Here is a 12,302-nt window from a genome sequence, read left to right as displayed (position 1 = left end):
CTCCGCCTTCGGCTTTCCTTCCCCGGCGCGCCGGTGTTTAGTCCGGCCATGGCTTTCACCATCCGCCAGCTGCAGTTCTTCATTGCCGTCGCCGAGCAAGGCACGGTGTCGGGCGCCGCACAAAACCTCTCCATCTCGCAATCCTCGGTCACCGAGGCGATCAAGGAGCTGGAGAGCGATCTCGGCGTCGAATTGTTCGAGCGCCATCCGCGTGGCCTCAACATTACCCACAAAGGCCACCAGTTCCTGCGCCATGCGACCAAGATCCTGGCCGACGTCTCCGACGCGCGCCGCGCTTTTTCCGACGACCAGGTGGTGGCCGGCGGGCGGCTGCAGCTCGGCGTCACCTCGCTGGTCGCGGGCTATGTGCTGTCCGATCTGCTGGCGCGCTACCGCCGCGCCTATCCCGGCGTCGATGTCTCGGCCATCGAGGACAATGGCGACTATCTCGAACATCTGCTGATCGGCGGCAAGCTCGACATTGCCGTCATGGTCACCTCCAATTTGCGCGACCGCACCGCTCTGCAGTCGGAAATCCTCGAGGTCTCGGCCTACCGGCTGTGGGTCCCGCTCGGCCACAAGCTGGCCAGCGCCGACATTATCGGCATAGGCGACATTGCCGGCGAGCCGCTGATCATGCTGACCGTCGACGAGATCGAGGAGAACACCGGCAAGCTTCTGGCGGCGATCGGCGCCAGGCCGCATGTCGCCTTTCGCACCCGCTCGGTCGAAGCCGTTCGCAGCCTCGTCGCCACAGGTGCGGGCGTGGCGTTGCTGCCCGACCTAGTCTACCGGCCGTGGTCGCTGGAAGGCGACCGCATCGAATCGCGCGACATTTCGGGTTCCCTGCCGGTCGTCCAGGTCGGCATGGTCTGGCGCCGCGGCTCCGGTCTGCCGCAGGCGTCGCGCGACTTCATCGGCCTTGCCCAGTCGCAGCGTATGGTACGCCAGCAGCGTTGATAGGGTGCGTGGTTATCTATCGGAAAAACCGATATCGCGTTTCTGATAAATGAATTTGCGAAACCGGAATTTTCCGAGCACTTTTCATGTCAGGGACGAAAGCCGCCATCAGAGCGGCAACGTGCCATCGGATGAACTGACGCTTTTCAGCCTGCGGCTGACCGCGGCGGCGACTCGCTTCGCAGTCAGGCGCCAAAATGGGAGATTGACGATGAATTCATTCCTGAAGACGTGCACCGCCTTGACGGTCGCGCTGACCTTTTCCGGTCAGGCCGTCGCCAAGGTCAAGGAACTTGGCAAGGGCGAAGGGGAGGTCAGCATCGTTGCCTGGCCGGGGTACATCGAGCGCGGCGAAACCGACAAGGGCTATGACTGGGTGACCTCCTTCGAGAAGGAGAGCGGCTGCAAGGTCAACGTCAAGACCGCGAACACCTCCGACGAGATGGTCTCGCTGATGAATGAGGGTGGGTTCGATCTAGTCACCGCTTCGGGTGACGCCTCGCTGCGCCTCGTTGCCGGCAAGCGCGTGCAGCCGATCAACACCGATCTCATCCCGAGCTGGAAGGCGGTAGACGACCGTCTGAAGGATGCGCCCTGGTTCACCGTCGACAAGGTGCATTACGGCGTTCCCTATCAGTGGGGCCCGAACATCCTGATGTACAACACCGATGTCTTCAAGGAAGCGCCCAAAAGCTGGAACGTCGTCTTCGAGGAAATGAACCTGCCGGACGGCAAGTCCAACAAGGGCCGCGTCCAGGCCTATGACGGCCCGATCCACATCGCCGACGCCGCCAACTATTTGATGTTCCACAAGCCGGAACTCGGCATCAAGGACCCGTACGAACTGAACGAAGACCAGTACAAGGCAGCGCTCGAGCTGCTGCGTGTTCAGCGGACGCTGGTCGGCCGCTACTGGCATGACGCCGCCATCCAGGTCGACGACTTCCAGAACGAAGGCGTCGTCGCTTCCGGTTCGTGGCCTTACCAGGTCAACACGCTGGTTGCCGCCAAGAAGCCGGTCGCCTCGACCGTGCCGGAAGAAGGCGTCACCGGCTGGGCCGACACCACCATGATGGAGGCCGACGCCGCGCATCCCAACTGCGCCTATATGTGGCTTGAGCATTCGCTGTCGCCCAAGGTGCAAGGCGATGTCTCGGCCTGGTTCGGCTCGCTCCCCGTGGTGCCCGCTGCCTGCAAGGGCAACGAGCTGCTCGGCGAGGAAGGCTGCAAGACCAACGGCTACGAGAACTTCGACAAGATCAAGTTCTGGAAGACGCCGGTCTCGAAGTGCGCCACCCAGAACGACCACTGCGTGCCCTACTACCGCTGGGTGTCCGACTATATCGGCGTCATCGGCGGGCGGTGAGCTCCCTTAACCCTCCCCCTAGTGGGGAGGGTCGACGCGCAGCGTCGGGGTGGGGGCAACGCTGACGTCCGGTGCTAGTCACCCCACCCGCGGCTTCGCCGCGACCTCCCCCATCGAGGGGGAGGTGAAGTGCCGTGCCCGCTGGCCTGATTGGTGGCGGCAAGAGCTATTTCGACGAACACAAACCGGCAACAGACGGACAGCCCATGACATCGGCCGTTTCCTTCCAGAAAGTCTCTCGCCATTTCGGCAGCGTGCGCGCCGTCGATGCGGTCGATCTCGATATCGTGCCGGGCGAGTTCTTCGCCATGCTCGGTCCGTCGGGGTCCGGCAAGACGACCTGCCTGCGCCTCATCGCCGGCTTCGAGCAGCCGACCTCGGGCTCGATCTCGATCTTCGGCGACCGCGCCGAGGGCATGCCGCCCTATCGTCGCAACGTCAACACCGTGTTCCAAGACTACGCGCTGTTCCCGCATCTGAACGTGCTGGACAATGTCGCCTACGGGCTGATGGTCAAGGGCGTCGCCAAGCCGCAGCGGCAGAAGGCGGCGGAAGAGGCGCTGTCATTGGTGCGGCTTCCAGGCTATGGCGCCCGCCGTCCCGGCCAGCTCTCCGGCGGCCAGCGCCAGCGCGTGGCGCTGGCCCGTGCGCTGGTCAACCAGCCCAAGGTGCTTCTGCTCGACGAGCCGCTCGGCGCGCTCGATCTCAAACTGCGCGAGAACATGCAGGAAGAGCTGAAGTCGCTGCAGAAGGCGCTCGGCATCACCTTCGTCTTCGTCACCCACGACCAGGGCGAAGCGCTGTCGATGGCCGACCGCGTCGCCGTCTTCAATGACGGCAAGATCATGCAGATCGGCACGCCGGAAGACATCTACCAGCGGCCGAAGACCCGCTTCGTCGCCGATTTCGTCGGCTCCTCCAACGTACTGCCGCCGGACTTCGTCCAGCGCTATTCCGGCCAGCACCGCTGGGGCAGCCTGCGTCCCGAATCCATCCGCATCGGCCGCGCCGCCAAAGGCGAGGGCGTCGCCGCGCGCCTGGTCGGAACCAACTATCTCGGCGCTACGACCAAGCTGGCGCTCGACGCCGACGGGTTGAGGCTGCACGCCATCGTGCCGGCCGGGACAAAGCTGCCGGCGGAAGGCGAAGCGGTGGTGCTGACGTTCAACCGCGAGCATTTGCATTTGATGGACGAGCCGGCATGATTGAGGTTTGCGCCAAGCACCCCCCTCTGTCCTGCCGGACATCTCCCCCTCAAGGGGGGAGATCGGCTGTTCCTTCCGGTTTCGCCAATCTCCAACGTGGCGGAATTGGCGAGGCCGAAAAATTGCTGATCTCCCCCCTTGAGGGGGAGATGTCCGGCAGGACAGAGGGGGGTGTGACGGATCGCGGCCTGGCCGCCATTGATCCAATCGCCGCGGTCGCCCCATGACCATCGCCGCGCTCAACTCAACCTCCGCCCCCGCCATCCTGCCCGGCAGCGGTGGCATGCGCGGCGCACTGTCGGACCTTTTCTGGCGCAAGCCGCAACTGCTGCTGTTCCTCATGCTGCTGCCGCCGGTTCTATGGCTCGGCGTTGTCTATATCGGCTCGTTGTTCGCACTTCTGGCGCAGAGCTTTTTTTCGATCGACGAGTTCTCCGGCCTCATCAACCACGAATTCACGCTGAAGACCTATGGCGACCTGTTCCAGCCCGCCAATCTCGACATCATCCTGCGCACGGTGACGATGGCGGTGCTGGTCACGCTGGCCTCGGCCGTCATCGCCTTCCCGATCGCCTATTATGCGGCGCGCTATGCCCGCGGCCGCTGGAAGGCGCTGTTCTATCTCGGCGTCATGCTGCCGCTATGGTCGAGTTACCTCGTCAAGATCTACGCCTGGAAGCTGATCCTCGCCAAGGAAGGCATTTTGACCTGGCTGCTCGCCAAATTGCATCTGCTCTGGGTGCTCGATGGCTGGCTGTCGCTGCCGGTCGTCGGCGGCAACTCTTTGTCGGTCTCCGCCACCGGGACCTTCATCGCTTTCGTCTATGTCTGGCTGCCGTTCATGATCCTGCCGGTGCAGGCGGCATTGGAGCGCGTGCCCGGCAATCTGGTCGAGGCGTCCTCCGATCTCGGCGCATCGCCGGGCCAGACCTTCCGCAACGTGCTGTTCCCGCTGGCGCTGCCCGGCATCGTCGCCGGCTCGATCTTCACCTTCTCGCTGACGCTGGGCGACTACATCATCCCACAGATCATCGGCACATCGCGGCTGTTCATCGGGCAGGCCGTCTATTCGCAGCAAGGCACAGCCGGCAACATCCCGCTCGCCGCAGCCTTCACCGTCGTGCCCATCGTCATCATGGGTTTCTATCTCTGGGGCGCCAAGCGCATGGGGGCCTTCGATGCGCTCTGACGGTTCGCAATCCGCTCCGCTCGGCCTCAAGATCGCTGCCGCCTGCGGCCTGCTGTTCCTGCATCTGCCGATCTTGTTGATCTTCGTCTACGCCTTCACCACGGAAGAGAAGAGCTTCGTCTGGCCGCCGCCGGGGCTGACCACACAATGGTTCGCCGTCACCTGGAACCGGCCGGATGTCTGGCAGGCGCTGTCGCTTTCGGTCCGTGTCGCCGCCATCTCGACCGCGATTGCCTTGATACTGGGCACGCTGTGCGCCGCCGCCGTGTCACGGACGAAATTCTTCGGCCGCGAGACGATCTCGCTGCTCGTCATCCTGCCGATCGCGCTGCCCGGCATCATCACCGGCATCGCGTTGCGCTCGGCCTTCTCGCTAGCCGACATCCCGTTCTCGTTCTGGACGATCGTGCTCGGCCACGCCACCTTCTGCGTTGTCGTCGTCTACAACAATGCGGTCGCCCGTTTCCGCCGCACTTCCGGCTCAATGATCGAGGCCTCGATGGATCTCGGCGCCGACGGCTTCCAGACCTTCCGGCACGTCGTGCTGCCCAACATCGCCACCGCTCTGCTTGCCGGGGGGATGCTCGCCTTCGCGCTCTCCTTCGACGAGGTCATCGTCACCACCTTCACCGCCGGCCAGCAGCAGACCGTGCCGATCTGGATGCTGGAAGAGCTGATCCGCCCACGCCAGCGTCCGGTCACCAATGTCGTCGCCATGGTCGTGGTGCTGGTGACGCTGCTGCCCATCCTTGCCGCCTATTACCTGACCCGCGACGGCGACCAGATCGCCGGTTCGGGCAAATGAAGAACAGCGAATAGGGAGTAGCGAATAGCGAATAGGGAGATTGCACGACCAGCCCTATTCGCTACTCGCTATTCGCTACTCGCTCCTGACCAAGGAGAACCCGCATGGACACCCAGATGCTGATCGGCTCGAAGTTCGAGAACGGCACCGAGACCGAGGAGCCGATTCTGAATCCAAAGACCGGGGCGACCATTCTCAACCTGCCTGAAGCCAGCCAGGCGCAGATCGAGGCGGCTGTTACTGCCGCCGGGCGAGCGTTCGTCTTGTGGTCACGCACAACGCCGGCGCAGCGCTCCGGCTATCTCCTCAAGATCGCCGACCGCATCGAGGCCAACGCGCGGGAGTTCGCGGCGCTCGAGGCGCTGAATTGCGGCAAGCCGATCAACGCCGTGCTCAATGACGAGATCCCGGCGATCGTCGACTGCTATCGTTTCTTTGCCGGCGCTGTGCGTTCGATGCCGGGCGTGGTCGCCGGCGAATACATTCCCGGCCACACCTCGATGGTGCGGCGCGATCCGATCGGCATCGTCGCTTCCATCGCGCCGTGGAACTATCCACTGATGATGATGGCCTGGAAGCTGGCGCCGGCCATTGCCGGCGGCAACACCGTCGTCTTCAAGCCGTCGGAGCAGACGCCGCTGACGGCGCTGAAGCTGGCCAGGATCCTGGCCGAGGTTCTGCCCGAGGGCGTCGTCAATGTCGTGCTCGGCCGCGGCGACAGCGTTGGCAACACGCTGATTAATCACGCCAAGGTCAACATGATTTCGATCACCGGCGACGTCGCCACGGGCAAGAAGGTGCTGCAGGCCGCCGCCAAGTCGGTCAAGCGCACGCATCTGGAACTCGGCGGCAAGGCGCCGGTCATCGTTTTCGACGACGCCGACCTTGGCGCCGTGGTCAACGGCCTGCGCGCTTTCGGCTACTACAATGCCGGGCAGGATTGTACAGCCGCCTGCCGCATCTATGCCGGCAAGAAGATCTACGACAAGCTCGTCGCCGATCTCTCATCTGCCGTCTCGACCATCAAATACAACCAGCCCGATGACACCAAAAACGAGATCGGGCCGCTGATCTCGCGCCGCCAGCGCGATCGCGTCTCGAGCTTCGTCGAGCGCGCTTCGGAACTGAAGCACATCGAGATCACCACCGGCGGCAAGCCCGGCGAAGGCTCCGGCTTCTATTACCAGCCGACGGTGGTTGCCGGCGCGCTGCAGGAAGACGAGATCGTGCGCCGCGAAGTGTTCGGTCCGGTCGTCTCCATCACCCGCTTCTCCGAAGTCGATGAAGCCGTGAACTGGGCCAATGACAGCGACTACGGCCTGGCATCCTCGGTGTGGACCAAGAACGTCTCGCGCGCCATGGCGACGGCCGCCCGTCTGCAATATGGCTGCACCTGGATCAACACCCATTTCATGCTGACCAACGAGATGCCGCATGGCGGGTTGAAGCAGTCCGGCTACGGCAAGGACATGTCTCTCTATGCGCTGGAGGATTATACCGCCGTTCGTCATGTGATGGTGGCGCATGGGTAGAGGCCGCCACTATCTCTAAAATATTCGCCACCGCGTTTTCTGTATATTAATCGTGAGTTACTTTTGCGGTACGGCGGGAGTTCACGATTTACTGAATATTCAACCTGAACGAGCAGCCTCTTGCCGGGAAACCGCGCGGCGAGGGGTTTGCGCATGAACACGACCAAGATCAAGCTGGTACTCATTGGCGGCTTCTGTCTGCTGATCGCTGTGTTCGGCGGCAAGGACATGATCAAGAAGAGCGGCTGGCCCGAGGCGCCTGCTGAAATCCTCGCGGTCAATGTCGAATGCGACATGGAATCGACCACCCACAAGATTGTCTACAAGACCGTCAGCACCGCCACGATCCCGTGCGAACTGGTGGATGCGTTCAAGACGGTTCATGCTGACAAAGAGTGGAAGGTGACCCAGAAATTCACCGGCACCTTGCGCGTCGGCACCGGCGCCGACGCCGTCGAGGCCACGATGGAGCTGAACAAGAACGGTGCCCGCGAACCGCAGGTCGGCGACAAGCTCACCGTCGTCCAGAACCCCGCCAACCCCACCCAGATCGAACGCACCGGCATGACCGGCACGCGTTTGACGATCGTCATTGGGGCTGGACTGCTCGGCGCGTTGCTTCTCTATCTTGCTTTCAAACCCCGCTGGCGGATGTCGACCTCCGCCGTGGCGGGCAACCCTGCCGGAGATGCCGGCGCGGACCAGCGCGCGCGCCAGGCCGACGCCTTGATAGCGGCGGCCCTGGCCAAGCAGGCCACATTGCCCAATCAGCCGGCACGTGTCGCGGCTGCCGGATTGGCCAGGGAAGGGCGGTTTTCCGGGCAGCGGACGAGTTTCGGCCGCCGCAACTGATGGCCGAAAACTGCTGCACCTGCCACGGCTACTCCACGATGCGGTAGATGTTCCAAAGGCTGGTGCCTGAAACGACGTAGGGCTCCATCTCCTTGCCCCATTTGGCGTGGGCGTCGATCATGCCGATCCTGGCGAAGAAACCCTCCAGCTGGGCAAGGCTTTCGACCTGATGATGCGATTCGACCGTCGCTTCCCGAGCTCCGATCGAACCGGTCATGATCTGGAACTCGAGATCGGCAATGCCGACCTGAGAGCCGATCTCGCGTTCCCATTTCTTCAACAGGTCGAGCACGGTCTGCTTGTGCCCGAACTTGGCGTCGATCTGCCATCTGGCGCTGAACATTTTTGTCTCCTCCAGTTTTGCGGCCCAACCGCGGTTGATCTTTCCGCGGTGGAACTACTCGTCCCAGGCCTGCACGACGGTCTGTCGTGCAATCCGCCCATTCTTCAGCTCCAGCATCGCCGCGCAGAACACTTTCGTTCCGTCCGGATAGGCGCAGGCCTGGGTGAAGGCGAGATTGTCGCCATCGGCGATGGTGGTGTCGACCTTGTGGGTCATCGCCCGGCTGCAGATGTCGTCCCAGAAGGTGCTGATCGCCGCCCGGCCGCGGATCTCGCGCGGCTTGCTCGGTGGATTGTTGCGGTCGATCACCCGCACCAGTGCGTCGTCGGCATAGAAGCTAGCGAGCATCCTGCCGTCCCGTCCTTCGATCGCTTTCTTGATCGCCGCGCCGTCCACGCTCTGCGTCTTGGTCAGCATCTTCTCCTCCATGGCCCGTTGATCGGGCGGTTGAATGATCACAAGCAATGCCCGGCGCACCGCCCGGCATTTTCTTTCACTGCGACTTGGCTTTGACGGCTGCGAACACGCCGTCGGTCTGTTGTTTGAAGGTCGCGAAATCGACCTGGCTGCCGTTGAGCATCGTCGACCAGTGGCGCACGATCGCCGCCATCGCGATCGCCTCCTTGATCTCCTCATCGGTCGCGCCATTGAGCTTGGCGGCCTCGGTGTGGAAATAGATGCAGTACTGGCAGGGGATCTGCGAGGCGACGGCCAGCCCCAGCAGTTCCTTGGTCTTGCCGTCGAGCGCGGTCTTGGGGTTGAGCTGCACACCCTTGATCTCGGCCCAGGCGCCGGCAACCGCGACATCGGGCAGCGTCTTGAACATGTCCGGCACTGAGCCGAGCGTCGCCTCGATGTCCTTGTAGGCGGCGGCCGCCGAGGCATCCTCGGCTCTGGCGGGAGCGATCGTGAACAGCGCGCCAACGCCTGCCGCTATCACCAGCGATTTGATCGACCTGTTTGACTTCAGCATTGCATCCTCCATCCGCAGTGCCTTTCCCGGCGACATCCGCCTGGCCTGCATGGAGAGAATTGGTACGCCTCGACCCCACCTGGCCGCTTCGCCCGAAAGCGCCATGGTCCCTATGGCCCGTCCGGGCCAGCCTGCCTGGCGGAAAATGCCGCTGCCGCCGCCCGTGAGGGCAAATCGAGCTTCAGCAATATGTTGGCGACATGACGCTTGACCGTATGCTCGCTGAGCCTCAGCTCGGCGGCGATCGCGGCATTGCTCTTGCCGTCGGCGATCAGGATCACCACCTCGCTTTCGCGCGCCGTCAGTTGAGCCGGCTCGGCGGGTTTCGCCTTGGGGCGGCAGGCCGGCTCCAGGTGCTGTTCCGACGTCGCCTGGACCAGCGCCAGCGGCTCGTCCAGCTCATCCACCGTGACACGCCCGGCATCGATGAAATGCAGGCCGGACCCCGCCGCCAGATCGGCGGCCAGACGCGACGCCAGAATATCGCCGCGCCCGGCATGGGCGGCGATCTGCATCGTCACCCGTGCCATCAGCCCCACCGGCGGCCCGCGCATTTCGACCTCACCGACATGGGCGCCCTGGGCGCTTGCAACGCCCATATGTTGCGCCGCATCGCGCAGTGCCGCCGCGCAGCGTATGGCCCGCGCCGGCCCGTCGAAGCGCGAGATCATCAATTCGCCATGGATGCCGGCGACGCGTCCGCCATGACGGCCGACCAGCTGCCGCCAGCTCTCCTGGAAGCGCTCGCTACGTTCGCTCCACATGCGGTCGCCAACCCGCGCCGTGTCGTAGATGCGTGTCGCCAGAAGAGCGGCAAGCACGCGCTCCGCTTCGGCCACCGCACGCTCGCCGGTCAGGAATTCCTCGATCAGGTCGGCCACCCGGTCGACATCGCCGGTCCAGATCGGGTGATCGCGCCCGGGGACCTCGACCAGTCGCGCATTCGAGATGTTTTTCGCCAGGAAGCGGCTGGCGTCCGGGTCGACCCGCGCGTCGTTGCGGCGATGAATGAGCAGTGTCGGTGCGCCGATAGCCGAAAGCACGCCGCGCACATCGATTCCGGCATTCATCCGGGCAAGGGCTGCCGCTGCCGTCGGACTGGCCGACAGCCGCTCGAAGCGGGCCCACCACTGGGTGAAATGCGCATCATCTACCCGGCCGGGAGCGAAGTTGGGCAGTGTGGCGCCCGTGCCCCATTCCGTGCCGGCCTTCGCGATGAAGGCCTCGAGGCGCTCCGGCGACATCACCCATTTGTGGAAATGCGCATAACCGCCATAGAGCGCCAGCGCTCGTGTCCGTTCCGGATAGGTGGCGGCAAACAACATTGCCATCGGCGCGCCTTCCGAAGCGCCGAGCAAGGCCGCGCGGCCGCTGCCGGTGGCATCCATCACCGCGCGCACATCGTCCATGCGGGTTTCGAGGCTGGGCAGGTGGCGTGGGTCGACGCGGTCGGACAGGCCGGTGCCGCGCTTGTCGAACAGGATCAGCCGCGAGAACGCCGAGAGCCGTTTCAAGAGCCTGGCGTAGCCCTCGTCTTCCCAATGCAGGTCGAGATTGGAGATGAAGCCGGGCACGAAAACCAGGTCGAACGATCCCTGGCCGACCACCTGATAGGCGATCCGCACGTCGCCGCTGAGGGCATATCGCGTCTCGATCGGCCTCACGTTGCTATCCCGCCCGGCCAGACGATTTCTGATCGCCGACCATAGCAGACGCCCGGCGGATGCGGCAGCCAAACTTTAGAAGACAGGAATATAGCCCGCGGCGAACCGTGTTCGCCCGCCATTTCTGGGGGAGGCTATTTCTGGGGAGCGGCGCTCTCTGCACCCGTGGGTTGGACGTAGCCGATGCTCACATCGGCCTGCTCCTCGGTCTTCGGCCGCTTGATCCTGGCCGAGGCCACGACGACGAGTTCGTCAAAACCTTCGCCGCCACTGTCCAGCATCTCGAAGAACTGCCGGCGCATCCTGGGCTCCCAGAACTTGTTGATGTGCTCGGCCACGCCCGCCACACCTTCCTCGCGGGGCCTTGAATGGAAGAAGGCGGCGATCTGGTTGGCCATGCGCACCAGCTTTTCCCCGGTGCTCGTGATGTGTTCTTCGTCATGCGACATGCTGGGCAACTCCCAAGACCACCCGTTCCGGGTGGGTGAAAACATCGAAATCGTCGCCGCGCACCAGCGCCACCAGCGTCATGCCGGCCTCTTCGGCGGTGCGGATGGCAAGGGCTGTCGGCGCCGACACGGCGATGATGAAGGCGGAGCCGATCGCCGCCGTTTTCTGCACCATCTCCACTGAGACGCGTGATGTCACCACCACCGCGCCCGATGCACCGTCAATGCCGGCCTTGGCCAGCGCGCCGGCCAGTTTGTCCAGCGCATTGTGCCGGCCGACATCCTCGCGCGCCATGACGATGCCTTTGCCGGGAATGTAGAAGCCCGCTGCATGCACGGCGCCGGTTTCTGAATGCAGAGGCTGCACCTTGGACAAAAGCTTTACCGAACGGGTGATGTCGTCGGCTTCAAGTGTAAGCTTGGACGCACCAACCTTGTCGACCGAGCGCATCGCTTCCTCGATCGATTCGATGCCGCACAGCCCGCAGCCAACCGGCCCGGCCAAGCGCCGGCGCCGCGTCTCGAAGCGCGTATTGGCCTGGTCCTTCAGCCGGATCTGGATATCGATGCCGGCGCCATGGTCCTCGACCTCAATCGCATCGATTTCGTCAGGCAAGGCTATGATGCCTTCGGTCAGAGAGAAGCCGAGCGCGAAATCCTCGAAATCGGCCGGGCTCGCCATCATCACCGCATGGGTGGTGCCGGCAAAGGAGAACGCCACCGGCGTCTCCTCCGGCACCATGCGGTTGGCCGCCGCAGTGCCGCTGGCGCGGTGGGCAAGGCGAGAGATTTGGGTGGTGGCTTGGCGTTTTCGGGTCACGAGGCGCGCCCCTCTGCCCTGTCCGTCCTTCGCAGTAGCTGTGGAGGCTCGCGGCAATAAAAAAACCACCCCCCAGAGGCTTGTAAAGCGCCAGGCCGGGATAAAGAAGGGGCCTAAACAACTCTCATATAAAAAAAAAACAGC

13 protein-coding genes are annotated in these 12,302 nt (G+C 63.7%); 7 read left to right on the top strand and 6 right to left on the bottom strand.

Going from position 1 to position 12,302, the window contains the following annotated elements; translation table 11 throughout:
- Nucleotides 1-48 precede the first annotated feature (48 nt).
- From NKJ75_RS23510 to NKJ75_RS23480, 7 genes are all read left to right on the top strand, one after another.
- Nucleotides 49-960: a LysR family transcriptional regulator gene (locus NKJ75_RS23510; RefSeq protein ID WP_023673412.1), complete on the top strand. Its 912-nt coding sequence runs from the start codon at nt 49-51 to the stop codon at nt 958-960.
- A 211-nt stretch (nt 961-1,171) separates the two neighbouring features.
- Nucleotides 1,172-2,326 (top strand): ABC transporter substrate-binding protein, encoded by a 1,155-nt coding sequence (locus tag NKJ75_RS23505; protein ID WP_352500259.1) that lies wholly within the window; start codon nt 1,172-1,174, stop codon nt 2,324-2,326.
- A gap of 206 nt (nt 2,327-2,532) precedes the next feature.
- Nucleotides 2,533-3,531 (top strand): ABC transporter ATP-binding protein, encoded by a 999-nt coding sequence (locus tag NKJ75_RS23500; protein WP_023745236.1) that lies wholly within the window; start codon nt 2,533-2,535, stop codon nt 3,529-3,531.
- Nucleotides 3,532-3,754: 223 nt separating this feature from the next.
- On the top strand, nt 3,755-4,720 hold the full coding sequence (locus NKJ75_RS23495; protein WP_023702659.1) for an ABC transporter permease: 966 nt from the start codon (nt 3,755-3,757) through the stop codon (nt 4,718-4,720).
- A complete protein-coding gene (locus NKJ75_RS23490; protein ID WP_023673416.1) occupies nt 4,710-5,525 on the top strand; it encodes an ABC transporter permease in 816 nt (271 codons plus the stop codon). Before NKJ75_RS23495 ends, NKJ75_RS23490 begins: the two co-directional genes overlap by 11 nt.
- Before the next feature lie 104 nt (nt 5,526-5,629).
- Entirely contained in the window at nt 5,630-7,057 is a 1,428-nt protein-coding gene (locus NKJ75_RS23485) for a gamma-aminobutyraldehyde dehydrogenase (protein WP_023745237.1), read from the top strand.
- A gap of 153 nt (nt 7,058-7,210) precedes the next feature.
- Entirely contained in the window at nt 7,211-7,909 is a 699-nt protein-coding gene (locus tag NKJ75_RS23480; RefSeq protein ID WP_023834345.1) for a DUF3592 domain-containing protein, read from the top strand.
- A gap of 28 nt (nt 7,910-7,937) precedes the next feature.
- Here the strand turns inward: NKJ75_RS23480 and NKJ75_RS23475 are convergent, their stop codons facing one another.
- The 6 genes from NKJ75_RS23475 to fdhD form a co-directional block, all read right to left on the bottom strand.
- Nucleotides 7,938-8,252 (bottom strand): hypothetical protein, encoded by a 315-nt coding sequence (locus NKJ75_RS23475; protein ID WP_023834344.1) that lies wholly within the window; start codon nt 8,250-8,252, stop codon nt 7,938-7,940.
- 54 nt (nt 8,253-8,306) lie between these two features.
- Complete coding sequence (locus tag NKJ75_RS23470; protein WP_023688799.1) at nt 8,307-8,669, bottom strand: nuclear transport factor 2 family protein; 363 nt, start codon at nt 8,667-8,669, stop codon at nt 8,307-8,309.
- Between the two features lie 76 nt (nt 8,670-8,745).
- Nucleotides 8,746-9,225, bottom strand: coding sequence for a carboxymuconolactone decarboxylase family protein (locus tag NKJ75_RS23465; RefSeq protein WP_023688798.1), 480 nt, complete (start codon nt 9,223-9,225; stop codon nt 8,746-8,748).
- Nucleotides 9,226-9,335: 110 nt separating this feature from the next.
- Nucleotides 9,336-10,889: an alpha/beta fold hydrolase gene (locus tag NKJ75_RS23460; RefSeq protein ID WP_023826529.1), complete on the bottom strand. Its 1,554-nt coding sequence runs from the start codon at nt 10,887-10,889 to the stop codon at nt 9,336-9,338.
- Between the two features lie 134 nt (nt 10,890-11,023).
- Nucleotides 11,024-11,338, bottom strand: a complete 315-nt coding sequence (locus NKJ75_RS23455; protein ID WP_023688796.1) for a formate dehydrogenase subunit delta — start codon at nt 11,336-11,338, stop codon at nt 11,024-11,026.
- Nucleotides 11,328-12,158, bottom strand: a complete 831-nt coding sequence (gene fdhD, locus NKJ75_RS23450; RefSeq protein WP_023753001.1) for a formate dehydrogenase accessory sulfurtransferase FdhD — start codon at nt 12,156-12,158, stop codon at nt 11,328-11,330. Before fdhD ends, NKJ75_RS23455 begins: the two co-directional genes overlap by 11 nt.
- Between the last annotated feature and the right edge of the window lie 144 nt (nt 12,159-12,302).

The sequence above is a fragment of the Mesorhizobium sp. M0058 genome (genome assembly GCF_040323095.1).
In the GTDB taxonomy this organism is placed as follows: domain Bacteria; phylum Pseudomonadota; class Alphaproteobacteria; order Rhizobiales; family Rhizobiaceae; genus Mesorhizobium.
This window is presented reverse-complemented; position numbering and strand designations above follow the sequence as displayed.